This is a genomic window from Serratia sp. BIGb0163 (genome assembly GCF_024809935.1).
GTDB lineage: Bacteria > Pseudomonadota > Gammaproteobacteria > Enterobacterales > Enterobacteriaceae > Serratia > Serratia quinivorans.
Map to the genome: position 1 here is coordinate 1,226,628 of NZ_JANUDZ010000001.1, position 22,433 is coordinate 1,249,060.

Annotated in this window: 20 protein-coding genes; 5 read left to right on the plus strand and 15 right to left on the minus strand. The window is 55.1% G+C overall.

What is annotated here, in order from left to right:
• Window positions 1-56 precede the first annotated feature (56 nt).
• A complete protein-coding gene (locus M2406_RS06010) occupies window positions 57-1,775 on the plus strand; it encodes a penicillin-binding transpeptidase domain-containing protein (protein WP_017892784.1) in 1,719 nt (572 codons plus the stop codon).
• A gap of 35 nt (window positions 1,776-1,810) precedes the next feature.
• Here the strand turns inward: M2406_RS06010 and M2406_RS06015 are convergent, their stop codons facing one another.
• The 3 genes from M2406_RS06015 to M2406_RS06025 form a co-directional block, all read right to left on the minus strand.
• Complete coding sequence (locus tag M2406_RS06015) at window positions 1,811-3,049, minus strand: hypothetical protein (protein WP_135344340.1); 1,239 nt, start codon at window positions 3,047-3,049, stop codon at window positions 1,811-1,813.
• A 441-nt stretch (window positions 3,050-3,490) separates the two neighbouring features.
• Window positions 3,491-3,703, minus strand: coding sequence for an osmotically-inducible lipoprotein OsmB (gene osmB / locus M2406_RS06020; protein ID WP_017892786.1), 213 nt, complete (start codon window positions 3,701-3,703; stop codon window positions 3,491-3,493).
• Between the two features lie 446 nt (window positions 3,704-4,149).
• The gene (locus M2406_RS06025; protein ID WP_259189243.1) at window positions 4,150-4,443 is read right to left on the minus strand and encodes a hypothetical protein; all 294 of its coding nucleotides are present in this window, start codon (window positions 4,441-4,443) and stop codon (window positions 4,150-4,152) included.
• Between the two features lie 562 nt (window positions 4,444-5,005).
• Between M2406_RS06025 and M2406_RS06030 the strand changes: the two genes are divergently transcribed.
• Window positions 5,006-5,140 carry an AcrZ family multidrug efflux pump-associated protein gene (locus M2406_RS06030; RefSeq protein WP_017892788.1) on the plus strand — a complete coding sequence of 45 codons (135 nt, stop codon included), beginning with the start codon at window positions 5,006-5,008 and terminating at the stop codon, window positions 5,138-5,140.
• Window positions 5,141-5,177: 37 nt separating this feature from the next.
• Here M2406_RS06030 and M2406_RS06035 read toward each other — a convergent pair whose 3' ends face one another.
• The 6 genes from M2406_RS06035 to M2406_RS06060 all read right to left on the minus strand — a co-directional run bounded on the left by M2406_RS06035 (window position 5,178) and on the right by M2406_RS06060 (window position 11,583).
• A complete protein-coding gene (locus tag M2406_RS06035) occupies window positions 5,178-5,939 on the minus strand; it encodes an amino acid ABC transporter ATP-binding protein (protein WP_012145089.1) in 762 nt (253 codons plus the stop codon).
• Window positions 5,936-6,853, minus strand: coding sequence for an amino acid ABC transporter permease (locus tag M2406_RS06040; RefSeq protein ID WP_259189246.1), 918 nt, complete (start codon window positions 6,851-6,853; stop codon window positions 5,936-5,938). Before M2406_RS06040 ends, M2406_RS06035 begins: the two co-directional genes overlap by 4 nt.
• Entirely contained in the window at window positions 6,850-7,764 is a 915-nt protein-coding gene (locus M2406_RS06045; protein ID WP_135344339.1) for an ABC transporter substrate-binding protein, read from the minus strand. Before M2406_RS06045 ends, M2406_RS06040 begins: the two co-directional genes overlap by 4 nt.
• 16 nt (window positions 7,765-7,780) lie before the next feature.
• The gene (locus M2406_RS06050) at window positions 7,781-9,118 is read right to left on the minus strand and encodes an LLM class flavin-dependent oxidoreductase (protein ID WP_112363392.1); all 1,338 of its coding nucleotides are present in this window, start codon (window positions 9,116-9,118) and stop codon (window positions 7,781-7,783) included.
• Between the two features lie 17 nt (window positions 9,119-9,135).
• On the minus strand, window positions 9,136-10,455 hold the full coding sequence (locus M2406_RS06055; protein WP_259189250.1) for an MmgE/PrpD family protein: 1,320 nt from the start codon (window positions 10,453-10,455) through the stop codon (window positions 9,136-9,138).
• 264 nt (window positions 10,456-10,719) lie between these two features.
• Complete coding sequence (locus M2406_RS06060) at window positions 10,720-11,583, minus strand: alpha/beta hydrolase (RefSeq protein ID WP_012145094.1); 864 nt, start codon at window positions 11,581-11,583, stop codon at window positions 10,720-10,722.
• Between the two features lie 181 nt (window positions 11,584-11,764).
• Here M2406_RS06060 and M2406_RS06065 point away from each other — a divergent pair, with 181 nt between their 5' ends.
• Window positions 11,765-13,201 (plus strand): MFS transporter, encoded by a 1,437-nt coding sequence (locus M2406_RS06065; RefSeq protein WP_259189253.1) that lies wholly within the window; start codon window positions 11,765-11,767, stop codon window positions 13,199-13,201.
• Here the strand turns inward: M2406_RS06065 and M2406_RS06070 are convergent.
• From M2406_RS06070 to M2406_RS06080, 3 genes are all read right to left on the minus strand, one after another.
• Complete coding sequence (locus tag M2406_RS06070) at window positions 13,180-13,581, minus strand: VOC family protein (protein ID WP_259189256.1); 402 nt, start codon at window positions 13,579-13,581, stop codon at window positions 13,180-13,182. The two genes, M2406_RS06065 and M2406_RS06070, sit on opposite strands and share 22 nt — an antisense overlap.
• Window positions 13,582-13,662: 81 nt before the next feature.
• The gene (locus tag M2406_RS06075) at window positions 13,663-14,910 is read right to left on the minus strand and encodes an LVIVD repeat-containing protein (RefSeq protein ID WP_259189258.1); all 1,248 of its coding nucleotides are present in this window, start codon (window positions 14,908-14,910) and stop codon (window positions 13,663-13,665) included.
• Between the two features lie 12 nt (window positions 14,911-14,922).
• A complete protein-coding gene (locus tag M2406_RS06080) occupies window positions 14,923-15,996 on the minus strand; it encodes a sugar ABC transporter substrate-binding protein (RefSeq protein WP_259189259.1) in 1,074 nt (357 codons plus the stop codon).
• A 223-nt stretch (window positions 15,997-16,219) separates the two neighbouring features.
• Between M2406_RS06080 and M2406_RS06085 the strand changes: the two genes are divergently transcribed.
• Window positions 16,220-17,308, plus strand: coding sequence for an oxidoreductase (locus tag M2406_RS06085; protein WP_259189261.1), 1,089 nt, complete (start codon window positions 16,220-16,222; stop codon window positions 17,306-17,308).
• 42 nt (window positions 17,309-17,350) lie between these two features.
• Here M2406_RS06085 and M2406_RS06090 read toward each other — a convergent pair whose 3' ends face one another.
• Entirely contained in the window at window positions 17,351-18,370 is a 1,020-nt protein-coding gene (locus M2406_RS06090; RefSeq protein WP_259189263.1) for an SDR family oxidoreductase, read from the minus strand.
• 124 nt (window positions 18,371-18,494) lie between these two features.
• Between M2406_RS06090 and M2406_RS06095 the strand changes: the two genes are divergently transcribed.
• Window positions 18,495-19,112, plus strand: a complete 618-nt coding sequence (locus M2406_RS06095; RefSeq protein WP_218216955.1) for a TetR/AcrR family transcriptional regulator — start codon at window positions 18,495-18,497, stop codon at window positions 19,110-19,112.
• 7 nt (window positions 19,113-19,119) lie between these two features.
• Here the strand turns inward: M2406_RS06095 and M2406_RS06100 are convergent, their stop codons facing one another.
• Window positions 19,120-20,541, minus strand: a complete 1,422-nt coding sequence (locus tag M2406_RS06100) for a hypothetical protein (protein WP_012145102.1) — start codon at window positions 20,539-20,541, stop codon at window positions 19,120-19,122.
• Window positions 20,522-22,432 (minus strand): hypothetical protein, encoded by a 1,911-nt coding sequence (locus M2406_RS06105; RefSeq protein ID WP_259189267.1) that lies wholly within the window; start codon window positions 22,430-22,432, stop codon window positions 20,522-20,524. Before M2406_RS06105 ends, M2406_RS06100 begins: the two co-directional genes overlap by 20 nt.
• Window position 22,433: the final 1 nt, after the last annotated feature.

The window sequence follows — 22,433 nt, forward strand, 5'->3', positions numbered from 1 at the left end:
TTCGTCAGGTTAGACTGAAATCATTACATAACCTTAATAAAAACGCAGGGTTAACAGTGGCGCCATTAATAAAAAAAAGCGGTAAAAATTATTCAACCCTTCGCTTTGGCTGGATTTGCGCCGGGATACTGGTTTGCTTTTTCCTGCTGGCGTTTCGAGTGGGCTATTTACAACTGTTGGAGCATCAACAACTGACTGACCAGGCGGATCAGCGTTCGATCCGCACCCAGGTGTTGCCGACCAACCGGGGGATGATCACCGATCGCAATGGTGAAGCGCTGGCCGTGAGCGTGTCTTCACGCGATATCGTGCTGGATCCCAAACATATTCTCGATAGCCATACCGACCTCACCAATGAACGTTGGCAGAGCCTGGCCAACGTGCTGAAAATGCCGCTGACTGAGGTGCAAAAGCAGATCCAGACCAACGCCCATAAGCGTTTTGTCTATCTGGCCCGTAAGGTTGAAGATGATAATGCCAGCTATATCAGCAAGCTGCATTTGACCGGCGTCAGCACCGAGCAGGACTTCAGCCGCTTTTATCCGATGAGCCAGGATGCCGCCGGGCTGATCGGTATTGTCGGACAGGATAATCAGGGGCTGGAAGGCATCGAGCTGGGCTTTAACCACCTGCTGCAAGGCAAGAACGGATTGCGCGTATACCAGAAGGATGGCAGCGGGGCGGTGATTGGCGTGATCAAGAACGTCGATCCTGTGCCGCCGCCGAACGTCACGCTGAGCATCGACAAATTTATCCAGTACGTGCTGTATGCACAGATCCGCGACGGCGTGGTCGCCAACCAGGCAGACTCCGGTTGTGCCGTGCTGGTGAAGGTGAACACCGGCGAGGTGCTGGGCATGGCCAGCTACCCGTCATTTAACCCAAACAACTATGCGGATACGCCGTCAAAAGATATTCGCAACGTATGCAGCAGCGACAGTTTCGAACCAGGCTCCACGGTAAAACCCGTGGTGGTGATGGTTGGGCTGGAGCACCACTTAATCAGGCCGGATACCGTGCTGGATACCACGCCTTACCGGGTCAATGGTCATTTAATCAAGGACGTGGGCCACTGGTCGAAACTGACCATTACCGGGGTACTGCAAAAATCCAGTGACATCGCCGTTTCACATATCGCGCTGGCACTGCCTGCCACCGTGTTGCCGGCCGTTTACAAAAGCTTTGGCCTGGGGCTGCCGACTGACCTGGGGATTGGTAACGAGAGCAGCGGCTACCTGCCGCAACACCGTGAGCGCTGGGCGGATATCGAACGGGCGACCTTCTCCTTCGGCTATGGCCTGCGGGTAACGCCGCTACAGATGGCGCGTGAATATGCGACCATCGGTTCCTACGGCGTTTATCGCCCATTGTCGATAACTAAAGTCACGCCACCGGTAATGGGGCAGCGCATCCTGCCGGAGGATACGGTAAAAACCGTGGTGCATATGATGGAAAGCGATGCTTTACCGGGTGGCAGCGGGCTCAGCGCCGCAGTGCCGGGGTATCGGTTGGCGATTAAAACCGGTACCGCAGAGAAGATGGGGCCTAATGGCAAATACGACGGCGGTTACATCAACTACACCGCCGGTGTCGCCCCGGCCAGCGATCCGCAGGTAGCGCTGGTGGTAATGGTTAACAACCCGAAAGCCGGCAAACACTTCGGTGGTTCGGTAGCCGGCCCGGTGTTTGGCAAAATCATGGCTCAGGTTCTGGAACATATGAATATCCTGCCTGACGCCCAACCGTTGAATGTGGTGTCTCAGGTTAAGGGCTAACACCATCTTTCCCCCTCGCTGGAGGGGGAAACGGATCAGAAGTAATAGCCGATGTTCAGGTTAGTGCGGAAATACCATTTATTGCTGCCGGAAGACTGAGTACTGGTCCAGCCGGTGGCGTTTTCGGCACCGCCCCAGGGATTGGCGTTTTGCGCCCAGGTCAGATCAACCCACACCATCAACGGCAGGGCAAAGATCTGCACCCCAAGGGTATTCATTTTAGAATCAGAACCGCCGTCCTTATCCTTCCACAGCACGCTGTAGTCGTTATAAAAACGCAGTTTTTTCACCGGCCCCCAGGGCACCTCGACATCACGCGCCAGGTTGATTGACGCCGTGGTGGCCTGCGCCGGAATTAAATAGGCAGGCGTCAGGCCGTTACCCCCCATTAAGATTACCGAGTTGTTGGCTCCCTCAGGTCCCTTGGCGTCATAAGAATAACGGATTACTTGTGACGACAGATGCCACGGATCGTAGTTCACCAAAGCATGCAGACCTGTCGCCCAGTAGGTGCCATTATCCCCAGTGTCATGATTATAGAGCCGGGAAACCGCCAGCGAAGCGCCGAGTTCGTTGTTCCAGTCACCCTGATGGAATTCACGCGCCAGGCGCAGGTTCACCTGGTCGCGCTTCTCGTTAGCTTGCAAATGTTGCGAACCGTAGTTGGTATTTTTCAGATCGTCGAAATTGCCCACTTCCGGTGCATAGCGCACGCCTGCCGGCATCATGCGGGGGAAATAGGCGGCATCCAGCGCCCAGCCCTGGTCATGGAATTGGTATTTTGCGCCCAACCCGTTATTGACCCCGAAACCGAGATAAAACGGGATGCCGTAGGACCAGCCGAACTGGGGATAAGGCTGCAAACCAAAGGGTTTGAAAGGTGCGCCCAGCTGCAGGTCAGAATTCCCGCTCAGGTGATAGCCGACATAGGCACGGTCGATGGCGTATTTTCGGCGATCCTGAAACCAAAAGCCGGAATCAAAGAAGGCGTCATTATAATTGCCACTGGCATCGATGCGAAAGGTATCAAAACGCAAGTGGGGTGGGTTGCGGTAATTACTGCTGCCCCAGTCTTCATAACGATAGTTGGCGCGTAATGCACCACCGATATCAATGTTTTTATTATTTTCCTCATTTTGCCAATGCAGATGCGGGAATGCCGGACTACTCTTTTTTGCCTCAGGTTTCGTGGCAGGCTTCTCACTGACGGGGGTGAGGGTGTTAGCGTAACTCATTGGTGAAAATAGTAAAAATGCGATAAAGGCTTTGCGCATGACTTTCCCCTGATGAAAGCTGACGTTTTAAAAAACGAGCCTATTCCGCCATGAAATAATGGAATTTCTCGCTGAGTTTTATATATGAGACAAGTTTTAGTTAAGTGTTTATTATTTTAAGTTTGGTAAAGTTTCAAATACGAAACTTTGTTTCAAATTTTATTTGAAAACTATAATCCTGAGGTTGTGTAAGTCAAGAAATAAAAATGGCCGAGTCAGAACAGCAGTAACATCCGTCGTGGCGTCGTTGAAAAGCGAGAGTGGGTGGCGGTAGTGCCAGTGTTTCTATTATAAGTGGGTTTTATTTTATTGGGATGAAATGACGTGGGGATATTAAGTTTTTAGCTCAGATGATAAAAGTAATAGAAAGGTGTGAATTTCAGATCGGTTATTTTAAATAGATAATAACCGATCTGAGACTGATATTTTTTGCCGCTGGGATCAACGACTGGTTTGGTGACCGATGATGCCGCCCAACGCTGCGCCGCCCAAGGTCCCCAGCGTGCTACCGTCGGTCAATACCGCACCACCCAATGCACCGACGCCGGCACCGATAGCGGTGTTGCGATCGCGGTGAGACATATTCCCACATGCAGTTACTGAAAGAGTTGCCATAACAACAACCATCACACCTGCGGCACGTTTAAAGTTCATAAGAGTTTCCTGGTAAATTGCCTAATTAACCGACAAAGAAAGCACAGGTTAATCGGTCGGTAAAAGTTGAGATGAATGTATTCCTGCGCAGGAAATTAGAATAGGTAAATATTCTTAATTTTGAGCGGCCAGATTTTAACTCGTTGCAGTCATACGCTGGTTTGTTGATTAAATCGCCAGTTTGTACGGCGACTGGAACGGTCATCATGCGGAACCGTGAAAAATCCGAAGGTTCATCCGCACATTATGGTTTCCGGTCAGGGGACATTGGGTGAGGTGCTGGTGCAAAGCAGCAAGATGTTGCGGATGGACACCGCGGTGCAACATGTATCCAACACATTTACACATGACTGATAAACATGGATGTAAATATAAAACAGAATCGTGTTACTTATACGTAGGGTATTTCATCTGGTTGGACTGGAGATGAAATACCATACCGGTTTCTACAGTGAAGTTAAAAACCAAATAAACCCCATAACCGCCAACCAAAATAACCCACTGATTATAAATACGCCATGCCAGGCATAATTTTCCATCCATTGAATGGCCGTTTTTTTCATTTTTACCGGTGACGTCGATGCCCGATGATTGACGGTCATGGATGTCAGTTTGGTGATTATCCCTGGCTTAGGCTTTTGCTGGCGATTGTGGCGGCTAACGACTTGTATTCTATTCATATTTGCGAAAGGAATTTTGATCGCTGAAGCCCCTAAACGTTTCTTTTCTTTTAATTTCATTAGTCTCTCCCTGAAACAAAAATTTAACAACCTGAGGTTTTATATCTGAATTTAATAATGCTTGCTGAGGTGGCGATAAGCTACTTCTATTATTTTTGCATAATCTGGACGGCATCAACTACTTCATTCTTGCTGTTGATTTCTAATAATTGCTTTTTGTGGCAATTAAAAATATGTATTCCCATCAAAAACAATTGGATGGAGAGAGAAGGCCTCCGGTTAAATAAAATTAAATTTTGAATAAATACAATGCTAATCGTATTTGTTGAGATGCTGATGGATAACGCTGAGGATTGAGTTAACCCAAGTTGCCGGACATACCCTTGTTCGGCAGCATTGAAGATGCCCCTACGGGAAAGGCAAGTGCCCGGTGGTCGTGTTCTGGCCTCCGGAAGAGAGCATTTTTTTGTATTGCGGTAATGCAACTGTGTCAGTTACATTAGCCAAATGGTGGTGTGATCTGTATCACAGATTGGAACCGACCAAAAAAATAACCTCAAGATAAATAAGGGGAAACCTCGGGTTCAGAAGAGGGTTCTCTGTTTAAAACCAGGAAACGACGATGTTAGAAATGATTGAGAGTTTGGCAACCGTGGTGATCCTGGTGCCGGTAATGATAGCCGTACTGCTTGGCTCGATTTATGGTCTGGGTGAGCTGTGTAATCTTTTCTCTGCCATTGGCCGAAAAAAAGACTGAATTTAATGATCGGGGGCGCAATGCCCCCGATGCAGTTTTAGAGTACCGTTGCCAGGAAGTCCCGCGTTCTTTGGTGCTGTGGTGCATCCAGCACCTGCTGTGCCGTCCCCGTTTCCACCACTTTCCCTTGATCCATAAAGATGATTTGATCCGCCACTTCGCGCGCAAAGCCGATTTCGTGCGTCACTACCACCATGGTCATGCCGGAATGTGTCAGACCTTTCATCACCTGCAACACTTCACCCACCAACTCGGGATCGAGCGCAGAGGTTGGCTCATCGAATAACAGTACCTCCGGGTTCATCGCCAGCGCGCGGGCAATCGCTACCCGCTGTTGCTGACCGCCAGAAAGCTCGCGTGGCCAGGCGTGAATGCGATGTTCCAGCCCGACGCGGGTCAGCAATGCTTTTGCGCGCTCCAGCACCACGGTTTTCTTTTCCTTTTTAACCAGGAGCGGGGCTTCCGTCACGTTTTCCAGCACCGTGCGGTGGGGGAACAGGTTGAACTGCTGGAACACCATGCCGATGCTTTTACGCTGTTCGGCGACTTCACGCTCCTTCAGTTCATACAGGTGATTGCCTTTCTGGCGATAGCCGATGAGCTGTTCGCCTACGCGAATGGTGCCGCCATCGAGTTTTTCCAGGTGGTTGATGCAGCGCAGCAAGGTCGATTTGCCCGAGCCGGAAGGGCCAAGGATCACCGTGACCGAGCCGGCCGGGATCTGCAGGCTGATATTTTTCAACACTTCGGTGCCGGAGAAGGACTTGCGAACCTGATTAATGTGAATGGCAGCGCTCATGATTCAGCTCCCTGTGACTGGCCAACCGACGCCTTGCGGCGGCGAAACAGCCAGTTGCTGTGGCTGGCCTGGCTGCCTCGACCAAAGTAGCGTTCAACGTAGTGCTGGCCGATCGACAAAATTGAAGTCATCACCAGATACCACAGCGTGGCCACCAGCAGCAGCGGAATGACTTCGTAGGTGCGCTGGTAGATGATCTGCGCCGAATACAATACGTCCTGCAGGGCGATCACCGACACTACCGCGGTAGTTTTAAGCTGCCCGATCACCTCATTACCGGCCGGTGGCAAAATAGTGCGCATTGCCTGCGGCAAAACCACCCGCCACAGGATTTGCCCACGGCGATAACCCAGTGCCTTGGCGGCTTCCAACTGACCGCTGCCGACGCTTTGGATACCGGCACGAACAATCTCTGCCGCGTAAGCCGATTGATGCATTACCAGGGCGATCACCGCCGCGCTGAAGGTGCTGATAATGGTATTGGTTGGTGCGCTGGCAACTTCCCCAAGGAATGGGATCCACAGGCTGATGCGCGGATAGAGCGCGGCGATGTTGTACCACAGGAAAAGCTGCACCAGCATCGGTACCGCGCGGAAGAACCAGGTATAGAACCAGCTCACCGCCACCAGCACCGGATTAGCAGACAGGCGCATCAGTGCCAGCAGCACGCCGCCGGCGAAGCCGAAGATCACTGAAATCACCGTCAGCTTCAGCGTCATGATCACGCCGTTGATAATCGACTCTTCGGTGAAGTTTTCCGCCACCACGGCCCATTCGAAACGCGGGTTATGCAGCATCGAATGGGCGATAATGCCAACGATCAGCAGCACCAGCAGTGCGCTGAACCAGCGGCCGTAATGCCGATGACCGACAATGCGCAGCTCGGCATCGTCGGTAGGGTATTGCCCACTCATTTTGCGATCTCTTCATTAATACCGGCGGTTTTCACCGCGCCAAAACCGATATCCCAGCCGTCGAGGATTTTCTGATAGCTGCCATCGGCAATCAGCGAGTTCAGCGCCGCCTGTACCGGTTTCACCAGCTCTGAGCCTTTCGGCAAGGCGATGGCCACCGTAGTGCCTTCAATGTTGATATCACCGGCCAGCGCCAGTGGCTTAACGTGGGTCGCCTGGTAACGCAAGCCTTCATAAGGGCCGAAGAACATCGGCACCCGGCCGCTGATCACCGCCTGAACCCCGGCCGGGCGGTCTGGGAAAATCGGAATGGTAATGGCCGGTTTGCCGCCGCTGACGCATTGTTCGCTGGCCTGCTGCAAACGGGTGATTTGCGAAGTGCCTGCACCCGCACCGACGGTTTGGCCACAAAGCTGCGCCAGATCGGTATATGGCCCCAGTGCCGCATCTTTACGGGCAATCAGTGCCAGTTTGGAGGCGTTGTAATAGCCGACAAAATCAACCTGTTGGAAGCGTTTTTTGTTGGCATCGATATTGGCCAGCGCCACGTCATAGCGGCCGGATTTCAGGCCGGGAATGATATTGTCGAAACCGCCGGTATCTTTCCAGTGAATGGCGACGCCCAGACGATCGGCAATCGCGCTCATCACATCAATTTCACGACCGGCCAGCGTTTTGTTATCCGCTTCATAGAAGGTGGTGGGTGGGGTATTCGGGTTGGTACCCGCCACAATGTAACCGGCCTTTTTGATGGCTTCAGGCAGGCTGTCGTGCAGCGCCGGATCGGCACTGGCTTTCACGGCAGCACGGAAGGGCACATCGCCTTCGGCGGCGAAACCGCTGGCCAACGGTGCCAGTGTAGCGGAGGCCAACAGCAGGGACAGAGCGGTGCGTTTAATGGTGATTTTCATGATGTTCCCCTGCGAATTAAGCCGATTTAACGTTGGCGAAGTTGATTGCCGGTTGCGGCAGGCCCAGGTTTTCACGCAGGGTTGAGTATTGATACTCCTCGCGGAACAGACCGCGACGGCGCAACTCCGGGATCACCAGTTCGACGAACAGTTCCAATTGGTTCGGCAGCACCGCAGGCATAATGTTAAAGCCGTCGGCGCCTTGCTGTTCCAGCCACAGTTGGAAGTCATCGGCGATCTCTTCGGCGGTGCCCACCACCACGCGATGTCCGCGAGAACCGGCGGCCACGGCAGCCAGTTCACGCAGCGTCAGGTTTTCACGCGCTGCCAGATCGGTCAGCAGTTTCACCCGGCTTTGGCCGCCTTCGGTCGCGCCAACGTCCGGTACCGGGCCGTCAAGCGGCAAGCCGCTCAAATCGAAGCCAAAACGGGCAGAAAGTTGTTCGATGCCGTTATCGATATCTACCAACTGATTGAGTTGATACCAGGTTTCCTGCGCTTCGGCCTTGGTACGGCCGATGATCGGCATCACGCCCGGCAGGATCAGCAAGTGATCCGGGTTGCGACCGGCATCGGCGACAAATTTCTTCTGGCTGCGGTAGAAAGCCTGGCCTTCTTCCAGCGTGGCGGCGGCGGTAAACACCACCTCGGCGGTTTCTGCCGCCAACTGCTGCCCGGCCGGTGAGGAACCGGCTTCGATAATCACCGGGCGGCCCTGCGGAGAGCGTGAAATATTCAGCGGCCCCTGTACCGAGAAATGTTTGCCCTTGTGGTTGGCGGCATGAATTTTCTCGTCAATGGCGTACACACCGTTTTCTTTGTCACGCACGATGGCATCTTCTTCCCAGCCGTCCCACAGTTTGTAGCTGGCCTCCAGGAACTCGCGTGCCACTTCATAGCGCTCGGCGTGTGAGGGCAGATCGTCACGGCTGAAGTTGCGAGCGGCATCGCTGGAGAATGACGTCACCACGTTCCAGGCGGCACGGCCGTGGCTGATATGGTCGATGGAGGCCATGGCGCGTGCCAGATGGAAGGGTTGATCGAAGGTGGTGGAGGCGGTAGCCGCCAGCCCGATATGACGGGTATTCACCGCCAGCGCAGCCAACAGTGTCAGCGGCTCCAGGCGCGACATCGTAGAGGGCAAACGGTGTACGCTGGTTGCCAGCGCATCGCCGACGAAGAACATGTCAAAGGTGCCTTCTTCGGCCTTTTGAGCGATCCAGGTGAACCAGTCAATGTCCGTAGGAGAACCACTGGCACCGGCGGCACGCCAGCCGCCGACGTGGTGGCCCAGCGCCTGAACAAACAGGCCGAGACGTAATTGACGCGATGGTGTTGAAGGTGAAGTACTCATAATTATTCCTATATTTATTATTGATTTAATAATTTGATTAAACGTAGCAGCGCCTCGGGCTGCGCTAAGGCGCAGTCGCCGATCACGCGGTCACTGTCCAAATGCGGCAACAGTTGCAGAATGCTGCGCAGCTTGGCGTTGACGTCGGTTTGGCGGGCGGCAGTTTGCTTTCTGGTGACAATGTCACTTAACTGGCGGCCGTCATGCAGGGTTAAGGTCACGCGGTGGAAGCGTAATTCTGCATCCAGTTCATCCGGTGGAGCCGTCAGGTCGGCGTGGCGCTCAACCCGCGCCGCCAGAGCAGCAATCAGCGGATCAACCGGGTTTTCGCCGTAGTGCATCAGCGGCACGCTACCGCTGTACAGCGCATCGGCGATGACATACTCCAGGCTGAAACGTGCTTCGACCCCGTTTGACGGGCGACGAATATAGGGCGCGGTATCGGCGCCAGGCGGAAAACTGACCTGAATGTGGCGGATTGCCGCAGGGATATCAGCGGCGGTAATGCCTTGTTCGAGCAGGCGCTCACGCAGGATGAATGCCGCTTCGGCGGCGCTGTGGGTACCGCCGCAGGTCGGGTAGCGTTTAAACTCCAGGCCCGGTTGCAGAATGCGCCAGGGGACGCCCCAGTCGGCGGTCAGCAGTTCCGGCCGCTGCCGTCCGTCACCGTGCGAGTGCAACAGGCTGTCTATCACGCCTTCCGACTGACCGATAAAACCCGCCTGAGCCAGCAACACCGCATGTACCGCCGCGCGTGCCGCCAGTCCCGCATGCAGCGGTTTGGCGGCCGAACCAAACTGGCTGCGCAACCCGGCGGCCTGGGTGGCGGCCAGCCCGAGTGCGATCTGGGTCTGTTGTGGTGTCAGTTGTAAATAACGCGCCGCAGCCGCACTGGCCGCCATCGCTCCCAGGGTGGCGGTGCTGTGAAAACCCAACTGATAATGCTGGGTTCCCGCAGCCAGCCCCAGTCGCCCGGCGGCTTCAACGCCGACGGCATAGGCACTCAGCAGCGCATTAACGTCCGGGGTATCGCCGGTCAGCGCTAACAGCGCAGACAGCACCACCGTGGTCGGGTGACCGCGTAGCGCGGGGTGATAATCATCAAAATCCAGCGAGTGGCTGACATAGCCAAAATACAGCGCGCGGTTCTCTGGCCCGACAGGTGGGAATACCGTTTTCACCGCCGCCAGCCCACTGTCGGTGATTGCGCCCTGGGCAATAGGCAATGCGCAGGCGAAATAATCCATCACCCCAACACGGGCGGCCAGCAGGGCGGAGGCTTCGGGCCGGCTATCCAGCACCAGTCGGGCAAATTGAGCGGTTATGAGCGATGACAAGATATAAAACCTGATTTTTTATGCGGTTATGCATGGAGCTGCAATTCAGACTTCATTGTGTGGCGATTTTGCCGGGGCCGAAAGAACGAACGGGACTTTCATATTTCCAAATGGAATATGAAAGGGAGCAGGTAGCCCAGAGAGAGCGAAGCAATACGGAGTTGCCTTCGCCTTAGTCAATTTTGTGCATAGCAAAGGCGCAATTGATCTTAATAAAATGACCTTGGCAGAATAGCCGGGCGCTATTCTGCCGTTTGGGCGGCGTTACATAATCATCGCCATGACGCGTTTGAACATGGCACTGTCAGAATTAGCCAACTCGTTCACCAGGGTGAAATGGTTGCAGTGTCGGTCTTCCAGCAGCGTGACATTAAGCCCTTTTTCACGACAGGCGGCGTAATAAGCCAGCGTCTGGTTTTTAAAGCCCTGGGTTTCTTTGGCTCCTACGTCGAGCAGGATCTGTGGCGCATTGGCCTTTTCCGGCAGCATAAACAGCGGGCTGAGCGTTGCCGCCTGTTCTGACGTCAGACGCATCCAGTCATTCACGTAGATATCACACAGCGGGCGAATATCGTACAAGCCACTTAGCGCCAGCGCCCCTTTAATCACATTGACCGGCACCTGATAAAGATGCTGCCAGTCATCGGCGATCAGCATGCCGCTCAGGTGGCCGCCCGCCGAGCTGCCACTGACAAAAATACGCTCGGGATCGATGCCATATTGGCCGGCATGGTGATAAAGCCAGGCTATCGCGCTGCGCACCTCACGAACGATTTCCGCCAGTGTGGCTTCCGGCTGCAGGGTATATTCCAGCGTGGCCACCGCTACGCCGTGGCGGGTGAAGCTGGCGGCCATCGAGCAGGCTTCTTCCTTGCGTTGGGAGTGCCAATATCCACCGTGAATAAAGACCAACAGTGGCGCAGGCTGGTTGGCGGCCGGGAACAGATCCAGACGTTCGGCAATGCCCATGCCGTAGTGGATGTCATAAATCCCCGGCGTTTGCGCCTTGGCCTGGGTAGCCAGCGTCGCGTATTGCGTCATGCAGGCGTCAAAATCCTCTACCGAGTTGCGGGCATTGTATTGCACCGCGCGTACTGACAGATCATCAAACAGCAGGTCCATGTTCATATTGTCTCCTTGAGGGTATTGCCCATCATCTGCCTGATCCGGTTTTGAGGTTTGCTCCTTAATGCTGCCCAGTACAAACAGTGATATGGCGTAGCATGCACTAATAAACTGCATATGCTGCGCCTTCCGCCAGGTTATTGGCTGGCATAGGCTACTGACAGGTTCTTTCAGGAGTCAGACTATGAAGCCAATTACTCAGCATACCGCCCCCAGCCCCCATATCGGTGGGATCCTCGCCAGCCTTTCCTTGTCCATGCTGGTTTCCTCACTGGGTGCCAGTATCGCCAACATCGGTTTGCCCTCGCTGGCGCTGGCGTTTAACACCTCGTTTCAGGCGGTGCAGTGGGTAATGATCGTCTATCTGCTGAGCATTACCACCTCCATCATCGCGGTCGGGCGTCTGGGCGACCGCATTGGCCGACGTCGCCTGTTGCTGCTGGGGATTGGCCTGTTCAGCGTCGCTTCCGCACTCTGTGCCATGGCACCTGATATCTGGCTGCTGCTCTCCGCCCGTATTGCACAAGGGCTGGGAGCGGCAGTGATGATGGCGATGACCATGGCGCTGGTCGGTGAGACGTTGGGGAAAGAAAATACCGGCCGTGCCATGGGGCTGCTTGGCAGCATGTCGGCGATTGGCACCGCGCTGGGCCCTTCGCTTGGTGGCGCATTGATTTTTGGCTTTGGCTGGCGTGCGGTGTTTTTGGTTACCTTTCCGCTGGGCCTGATGGCCTTGCTGCTGGCTTACCGTTATCTGCCGCACGGTCGGCCGCAACCGCAATCGGAGAGCGGCAGGTTTGATTTACCCGGCACTTTGCTGCTTGGTGTGACACTGGCCTGCTATGCACTGTCGATGACGCTGGGGCATGGTGATTTCGGTGCCATCAATTTGCTGTTGTTGCTGTGCGCGGGGCTGGGGATCGGACTGTTTGTGCGGCTGGAAAATACCACGGCATCGCCTTTGATACAGCCGGCACTGTTCCGCCAGCCAGGGCTGAGCAGTGGGTTAATGATGAGCGCACTGGTGATGACGGTGATGATGACGTCGCTGGTAGTGGGGCCGTTTTACCTGACGCGCGGTTTGGGCTTGACGGTGGGACAGGCCGGGTTGGCGATGTCAGCCGGGCCGCTGGTGGCCGCTTTGTTCGGTGTGCCTGCCGGCCGACTGGTTGATCGCCTGGGAGCGGCAAGAACAACTGCCGTGGGGCTGGCGATCATGGTCGTCGGCGCGGGAGTAATGTCGATGATGTCAATCAGGCAGGGTGTTTTCGGCTACGTGGCCCCTCTTTGCCTGATTACCCTGGGTTACTCGCTATTTCAGGTGGCCAATAACACGGCATTGATGAAGCATGCGGCCCCTGAGCAGCGCGGAGTGATCTCCAGCATGATCAATCTCTCACGCAATCTGGGTTTGATCACCGGTGCCTCTGCCATGGGCGCGTTGTTTATGCTGGCGGCGAACGCCGACGATATCAAATTGGCGACCGCCGAGGCGATATCCAATGGCATGCGAGTGACCTATCTGGCGGCTGGCGTATTGGTGGCCATTGCACTGGTAATGACCATCAGGAGCCGTGCCGCCATTAAACGGGACGCTGATTACAGCAGGTCACCCCGGTAGGCGATATGGATTTTGTTGCCGTCGGGATCACGGAGGTAGGCACCAAAATAACCTTTGCCGTAATGAGCGCGTTCGCCGGCTTCACCTTCCGAAGTCCCGCCCGCCGCGATGCCGGCGGAATAGGCTTCACGCACCTGTTGTTCATTTTGGGCGGTAAACGCCACCATGCTACCGTTGCCGGCACTGGCCGGCTGTCGGTTGTACGGCTGGTAGGCATAAAAGCGCGGCAATGCCTGTTCAGGCATCACCCAGCAACGTGCGGCGGGGCCGCCATCTGGCGTGACCGGGCGTTGTTTTAACCCTAGCGGCAACAAAATGGCATCGTAAAATGTGGCGGCTTTATCCAGATCGCTGACGCCTACGGTGATATGACTAAACATGTTGCCCCTTATGTTGATCCTGTTTGACGTCCAATCATCTTATGCCAATCGGCGCAAAATGATCGTTACAACGCTGAATATTCAACCCAAATATTCGATAATCGACAAACCGCCGTTGTAATCCGTGCTGTAGATAATCCCTTGTGCGTCGACAAACACGTCGCAGGACTGGATCACCCGTGGTCGGTCAGGGCGTTTATCCATCATCCTTTCCGGTGCAGCGGGCACCAACGCGCCGGTTTCTTTTGGCTGATACGGGTTGCTGATGTCGTAGGCGCGGACTCCGGCATTTTGGTAGGTGGCGAAAATGAGCGTTGAGCTGACAAAGCTGCCGGGGCGATTCTCATGCAGATTATGCGGGCCGAAGTGCGCGCCTTTACTGACATAGTCGCGTTCATCCGGTTGCGGAAAAGTGGCGATGCTCACCGGGTTGGCCGGTTGGCGAATATCAAACAGCCAAATCAGCTTTTCGCCGTCCTGCTGATTGTCGAGTACCGCCTCATCCAGCACCACCAGCAGATCCCGATCCGGCAGCGGTAGTGCGGTGTGGGTGCCGCCGCCAAACGGCGGACTCCAGTTGCGATGGGCAATTAACTGCGGTTGGCTGCGATCGTTAATATCCAACAGGGTTAACCCACCGTCGCGCCAACTGGCATAGGCGGTGTCGCCGCTGATAATGGCATGGTGCAGGGCGTAGCGTTTGCCTTCCGGCCAGTTGGGCGTTTCACCCCCGGCGCTGTGCATGCCTGGCAGCCACCAGCGTCCGGCGATCTGCGGGTTACGTGGATCGGCCAAATCGACGGTCAGAAAAATGTAATCGCTGTAGCCGTCAATCAGGGCGGAAACATAGGCCCAGCGGCCACCGACATACCAGATGCGGTGGACACCGATCCCCTCCAGCGCCAAAAAACCGATCTCTTGCGGCTGGTCCGGCGTTGAAATATCGAAAATGCGCACTCCGGCACTCCAGCCGCGGGCATCATTGCCTGACACCGTCTGGCTGATGGCTCGGGTGTAGTAGACCTTTTCATCGGCAAAACGGGTGTCGGCAAACAGATCGCGGGCGTTGATCACCAGCAACAAATCATCATGCGCCTGCAAATGTACGTTCCAGGTGCCCGGTGGCGCGGGGAAAAAACCGGCAGCGCGCGGATTTTTCACGTCACGCACGTCGATAATAGAAAACCCCTGCGAAACCATATGCCCGATATAGGCATAGCCTCGGTGAACCATAACCTGCACACCGTCAGGCTTACCGCCCTGATCGCTGTGACCGATCAGCCGCATGTTGCGGCTGTATTCGGGGTGGGGAAGCGCTGGCGATGCCATTATCATCGCTCCTTATTTTTTAGCCTGTTGCGCTTCAAGCGTGGCGAACCACGGCGCAATAAAATCGTCCGATTTGCCCCAGCCAGGAATGACTTTTACCAAAGAAGCGACATTGGTGGCCTCCGGGTGGCTGAGCAACAGGTCTTGCGGGATGGCGGCGGCTTTAAATTCATAGGTTGCCGGGGTTTTCTCACCGGCAATCTTATTGGCGACCAAACGCAGGTTAACGGCGCCAATCAGCTTGGGATCTACGGCCACACTGAGTTTCCAGGCGCTGCCCTTGGCACGCATTAGCGCCAAATCCTGGTTAGAGATATCAATGCTGTAGAGTTTGATTTCGGTGCGGCCATTTTCCTGCAGGGCTTTATAAGCCCCCTGGCTGAAGGCATCCCAGGTTCCCCAGATAGCGTCGATTTTACCCTTTGGATATTTGGCCAGAATAGCGCCGATCTTGTTGGCCGTGTCGCCTTGTACGTCGGAGGATACCGCGCCGATTGACTCCAGCTCTTTGATGCCAGGCTGATCTTTCAGCAGTTTCTGATACTGCGCCTGGCGCCGCTCCATCGGTGGGAAACCCGCCACCCATAGCTTGACGATATTGGCTTTGCCGTCGAAGTCTTTCACCAGTTGGCCGAATGAAAGATCGGTCAACGAAGCATCATCCTGTTGGCTGACGGTAACGCCTGGGATCTCGCCCTGTACTGCGGTATCAAAGGCCGCAACCGCAATGCCGTTGTCGGCAATGCGTTTCAGCAGGGCGGTGGAATAGGGATCGCGCCCCTGAGACAGGATAATGCCGTCGTACTTCTGGCTGATCGCCTGATTAACGAAATCCTGGAACTTGGCGTCGTCACCGTTGGTCAGGAAGGTATTGACCTGGAAACCCAATTTGCGGCCTTCCTGCACCGCCCCGGAGACAAACTGCGTGGTATTGTCGTCTGAACCCAGATTGCGGATCACCGCGATGCGGATTGGCCCCTGATGATTGGCGATCGCCGCCGGGACGGGTGCGGTTGTTGAGGCGGAGAACGCGGGAAACACGGCGAACAGGCTTAACGCCAGTAATGAGGTGTTGAACAGTTTCATTAAGTTTTACCCTGCATGGTTAAGCATCATTAAAAAACGGGAGGACAATTCATCGTCACCATTGGGATGGTTGTTTATTCAAAGAATGAATTGAAGCCGTCAGTTTCCACGTGGGCTGAACGGATGACAATGAACGAAAAATCATAAGCTAATGCTAAAGAGTATTAGGCAACGCTAAACTCGCCTTTATGATGGCAAGATCAGACAAAATAAGGACTTGAACATGAGTGATAGCCACATTCGCGTGGTCGCCGGCCCCGCCAACTATTTTGCTTACCCCGGGGCCATTGACCAACTGACGCAATTTTATTCCCCGCAACAGCTGAACAACGCGCTGTGGTTGTATGGCGAACGTGCGCTGGCCGCGGCCAAACCCTGGCTGCCGGCGGTGTTTGATGCTGCCGATGCCCGTCGGGTGTTGTTTAACAGTCACTGCAGTGAAAGCACGGTACAAGACATTGTGCGTCAGGCGGGAACAGACCGGCAGGTGGTGATTGGCGTTGGCGGCGGTGCGGTACTGGACACTGCCAAGGTGGTGGCGCGTCGGCTGGGGCTGCCGTTGGTGGCGATCCCGACCATTGCCGCGACCTGTGCCGCCTGGACGCCGCTTTCGGTCTGGTATAACGATCAGGGGCAGGCCCTGCGCTATGAGATCTTCGACGATGCCAATCATCTGGTGTTGGTGGAGCCGGAAATTATCCTGCGTGCGCCAAAAGAGTATTTGCTGGCCGGTATCGGCGACACCCTGGCGAAATGGTATGAAGCCGTGGTACTCAGTCCACAACCGGAACGTTTGCCGCTCACCGTCCAGCTGGGTCTTAATACCGCGCTGACGCTGCGCGATGTATTGCTCAACGAAAGCGAAGCGGCGCTAAAAGCCCAGGCAGAAGGGCAATCGAGTCAGGCTTTCCTTAATGTGCTGGAGGCGATTATTGCCGGCGGCGGTTTGGTGGGCGGACTGGGCGATCGTTATACCCGCATCGCCGCGGCGCATTCGGTGCATAACGGCCTGACCGCATTGCCGCAGACCGATGCCTTCCTGCATGGCACCAAAGTCGCGTATGGCATTTTGGTGCAAAGCGCGTTGTTGGGGCAGACGGAAACCGTGGCGCAGTTGAAAGCACTTTATCACCGTCTGGTTTTGCCGGTGAGTCTGGCTGCCCTGCAGGTGGATATTCACGATGAGGAGCAAATCAAACGGTTGATTGAGCGTACCCTGCAAGCGGGAGAGTCGATTCATCTGCTGCCGCTGGCGCTTAACGAAACCACATTGCGCTCGGCCCTGGGCTATGTGGAGTCGCAGACGGCGTAACTGACAACGGCTGGGGAACCCTGTTTCCCCTTGCCCGGGGGATTAGGTTGGCCTGTTATTACGCAGCCAGGCAACGGTATCCTGAAGCGTTTGTTCCAGTGGTCGGAATGTCAGCCCCAGGTCACGTTCACTTTTGGCGTGATTGAAATGAGAACGGTTGGCCTCTTTTACCATCAGACGCACCGTGGCCAGGCTGAGCAACACCGGTTTGCCACTGAGGCGGGCGTAGGCCTCCTGTAGCGTCGCCAACAGGTAGAGAAATGGCAGTGGCAACGTGCGGGTGGGAGTTTTGACACCGGCAATATCCCCCAGCATGGGGACCAACTGGTGCATGGTCATGTGTTGTCCTGCGGCCAAATAACGTTCACCTCCTTGGCCTCGCTCTGCCGCCAGTATCATGGCTATTGCCACATCTCGTGCATCAACCACAGAAAAACTGCCGGTCACCAGTCCCGGTAATTTCCCCTGCATCACGTCATTGGCCAACTGACCGGAAGAGGTGGGGCCAAGATCGCCCGGCCCCCACATCCAGCCCGGCAAGATCAGGCTGCCGTTCATTTCCGGATGCTGCCGCAGGAATTCCAAAACCACGTCATCCGCCAGTATTTTACTGCGGTAGTAATCATCGGCGTCTTCGGGCCGCCGTAAACAGGTTTCATCGATCGACTGGCCCGGTTCGCCGTTGAGCACGGCGATAGATGAGGTATGGATAAAACGACGTAACCCTGCATGGTAAGCCTGTTCCAGCAGATGTCTGGTACCCTCGACGTTGATGGCTTTCAGCTTCGGCCAATGGCTACCGCCTTTGTAATTATCACGGAAGTAGGCCGCGGTATGGAACAAGATGTCGCAGCCTTGCAGGTGTTCAGCGAAGGCGGCGACGTCAGTCATATCGCCTGCGATTAATTCAACGCCTTCAATCTCCCCGAACTGCTGGCGACCTTTTTCCATGGAACGAACCAGAGCTTTGACCCTGGCACCCCGAGAGATCAACTCACGCACCAGATTATTACCGAGCAAACCGGTCGCGCCGGTGACAAATGCCGTTTCTATTTTCATCATGATTAAAATCTTAAGTGAATTTCAAAGTTCAAGTGATATCCAAATCTAGTGGTAGAGGTTTAAAATATCAAGTGATATCTTGAATGCTTATAGAGTAGTGACAATCCGCGTAAAGTTGATACAGATGAAAACGATCAAAAAACGATTAACCCGTGAGGAGAGCCAACATCAGACCAGAGAACGGCTGATTGAAACCGCTCGCCAATTATTTATTGTCGGCGGTTATGGCGGCACTTCGATCCGTGATATTGCCAGCGAGGCTGGCTATTCACAGGGGGCGTTCTATTCCAATTTCGCCTCCAAGGAGGATCTGCTGTTGCAACTGTTGCAGCGGCATATGGAAACCGAGGCGGCACAGCTCACCCGCCTGACCCAGAGTGATATGGGCAGTCCGGAGCAGGTCGTTGCGGCGCTGGAGGCCTGGTCGGCGACCCTGAATCTGGAGGTGGACTGGTGCATGTTGTCGATAGAGCTGCAACTGCATGCGCAGCGCAGCCCGGCCTTCGCCATCGAGTATCAAAGGGTCTGGGATACCCATCAGGCAAAAATTGGCGTGGTGATAGCCTCGCTGTTTCAGCAGTTGGGTAAGACGCCGCCCGCGGAACCCCATGAGCTGGCGGCGGCATTCATGGCGATGGCGCACGGGTTGGCTTTGCAACGTACCCATGGGGGGGCTGATCCCTCGGGCCGGTTGATTATGTTGTTTTTGCGCAGTCTGCTGTGGATGCCAACAGCAGACTGACCGCTCTTCACGGCACGTAAATGATCTCAAAGCTGGAGGTTTTATCGTAGTAGGGCGTCATGCCGCCATCGACGTAGAAAACCTGCAGGTCGTAATGATAAATCAGCTTTTTATCCGGGTTGAGGATCAGATCCAATGCCGAGACCTTGACCGTGACGTCATGATTAGGGTGCTCCCTGTTCAACTCAACGGTTTGGTTATCGATATTCACCAAAATGCGTTTGATAGGCCGCGGCCCAGAGGGATCGTAAGCTCCGCTGTCGCTTCTGAATTCAATGGTTTTGTAGATGTCGACCGGGGCCGTCTGTTTGATAAAGTCACGTACCTTACTCTGATATTTGGCATCCAGCGCCAGTATCACCGGCAGGTTATCCGGGTTAAAACCGATAAACTGCACCGCCAAATAGCCTTTCAGCAACAGGTTTTGCGGCGAACGATCGAATAACGCGTCCCAGATCAACGCGAACTGCTGGGCGGGCAGCGTGAATGAATCGACAATGCCGCTTTGCAGGTTGATCAGCGCATTTTTCTCCTCGGTTTTGCCTTCGGGCAACGCCAACTGCAACACCAGTGAGTCTGCATTGGCGAAGGGCGCCAGCCGGGCGTCCGGCTGCATTTGTGAAAACTGTGCTGTGGCATCGGCAATGCGGCCCTGATTGACCTTGGGCGACAGGAAGTAGTCAAAGGTCACTTTGATATCCCCCAACGAGGTAGCGTGATCGTCGGCGGAGAAGGATATCGACAGCATTGGCTTGCCATCGGTATCCGTGCCCAGCAGGAAGGTATCCGGCAGGTAATAAAGGTAATTCTTGCGCACGTAGTCCTGATAGTAGTTATACCAGAGTTGCTGGTACTGCAATGGCGTGAGGATCAGCTGCAGGCGCGGCGGTGGCGGCACAATGCCCTGATAAATATACGGATAATAGTTTTCGGCAAAGTAGAATACTTTTGGGTCGGTGACGGTGTTGGTGAGGCCATGCTCGGTTTTGACTGCTACCACCAGCGTGGTTTGCGCATCGTAATCCGACAAGGCCTGCAGCAAGGCATCGCGTTGCTCCAGCTTGTACAGATCCAGCTGTGCCTGATAGCGATTTTCCTGCGGTGTCAGCAATACCTGGTCAAAAATCATCTCTTCGACGCTGCCAAAGCGGGTGTAGCTCAGCACCACATAGGGAATCTGCGGGATAGAGTGATTCAGGGCAAAGTCCAGTTGCATGCGCCAACTGGTGCCGTCGGTGCTGGTGGCAATCTGGTAGCGGGTTTCCCCTGAAACGATCTCGGTGCAGACCTCCGCGGTCAGGTCATCCTCTCGCATTGGCGCTGCCGCCCGGTAGCGTAGCTGTTTACCCTCAACGTCAGGAAATTGCTCACGGGCATTGAGCAGAATAATTTGGTTCAGTGTCACCAGGTCATTGAGAAAGGTATTCATGGCTATCCTCAGTGCGTTCGGTTTGGGCCAGAGTTCTGAATTGGTTCAGGCAGGAGGAGGTCCAGAGAAAGCGCCCGTCGTGCCGACGGTACAGCGGGCTTTCCAACTGGCCGGCGGGCCACTGCCAGTGGGCCAATGCGTCAATCAGCGGCGTGAGTTGCGGGATCCCCGCCAGCCTGGCGTACTCCAGGGCAATGCGCCATTCGTTGGGGTGAGCGTAATAGGGCGTTAGCGAACTGAGCCGATCGTAACGGTGGTCACTCCACTGCAGCGCCTGATTCAGCATCTGAATAATGCGTCGGTAAGCCGGTAACACGGCGTCGCTGCCGCTCACCAGGGCGTGGAGCAGGATCAGCGCGTTGGTGTTCACGCAGCAATCCAGTTGGCGAATGTCATTGTCATCTTTCATCCAGGTGTGAAAACTTTGGCACTCCGCCCACTGATGCTGCTCGGCGGCCTGACGGGGATCGACCCGGCGTAGCTGATAGCCGTTCATGTGCGAAATCGTCTCCCCGACCTGTGACAGTGAAATGCGCCCAAACTTGTACAGCAATTCGGTGATAATCGCGGTGTCGTCAATGTCGGCGCAGATACTCTGGTTCGCCATCCATTGCGGATGGGCAGTACGCGGCCAAAAGCTGAAATGGCACGGGCGGGTTTCACAGGCGATTAAAAAATCGAGCGCTTTCTCGATATAAGGCTCGGTCTGCGGGGTGTGATCCAGGGTGCGTAGCACCTGCGCGGTCACAAAGGCGTTTTCATCCAGATGCCAGCGTCCGTCCGGGGTTCTGACATGGGCGGCAAAGGCTCCGCTGGCACACTGTTGACTCAGTAATGCGCTTAAACTGGCACCCTCATTATTATTGCTGGCGGATGAAATCGGTTGCTGCGGCTGCACTTCGAAGTGGGTATTTTGCGGGCTGAAAGTACAGCTGATGGCATGACGGCCCTGCATATCCACCGAAAAACCCACCACGTTGAATTGCAGGGGAACCTGCGCGGTCATGACGCCTTGCAACAAGGGCATGGCTTGGCCACTTTGCGTCAACAAGGCTTGTACCGCGGGGAACACCCGCAGGTTATCACCAAAGAAACTGGCCGCCATGGAAAACAGCGTGAAGCTTTCCAGTTCACCTCCGGGGCCATAGACCAGGCTAAAACCGTAGGTGGTGGGTGGAAAACCTTCGCGACTCAGAGTTTGTTGCCGGGCGCGCTCCAGCAGGGGTGCCAACGCCGGAAATAGCCCTTCACAGTCAAAAAAGGCCATGACTGCCGCAATATCAGCCTCAGTGATTAGCGCACTGTGCCACTGAAAGTAATATTCACGCGGCGAGTCGACCTGTTGTGGGTAATAACCCAGCATCAGTAGTGACAAACCGGCCTGCTGGCAGGCCGCGGCAGGGTAATCAGGCCAGACCACCTCCACCGCACCGTCGGGCGGTACCTCGGAGTAGACCTTGGTTTTAACCGTCTCCGGGCTATATTTGCGTCCCAGCCAGGAGCCAAACCGCAGGGGGTGGACCGCCTGCATCTGGCTGACGCTGGCCAAACAGGCCTCTGCATCGTCCTGCGCGGGTGAATCCGTGATCTGTTGGTAGTGCCGATAAAAAGCCTCAATCCCACGATTTTCGGCATAGCGTGGCAAAAAAGGGTCCAGCGTGCAGGAAAGTGCCTGCGGTTTTGACGATGAGACGGTGAACTCCAGTGGACAGCCGTTATACCCCAACAGGCTGGTATTAAAGGCCGCGGACAAGCAGCCTGAAGCCTGGCGTGCCTGGCTAAAACGGGTGATTTCGGGCACCAGTGAGCGGCGTAAATAGGGCGCCTCCTGACACAGGGCGCTTACCAGGGCGTTCCATGCCGCTGGTAATATCGTATTGCGTTCGGCCATC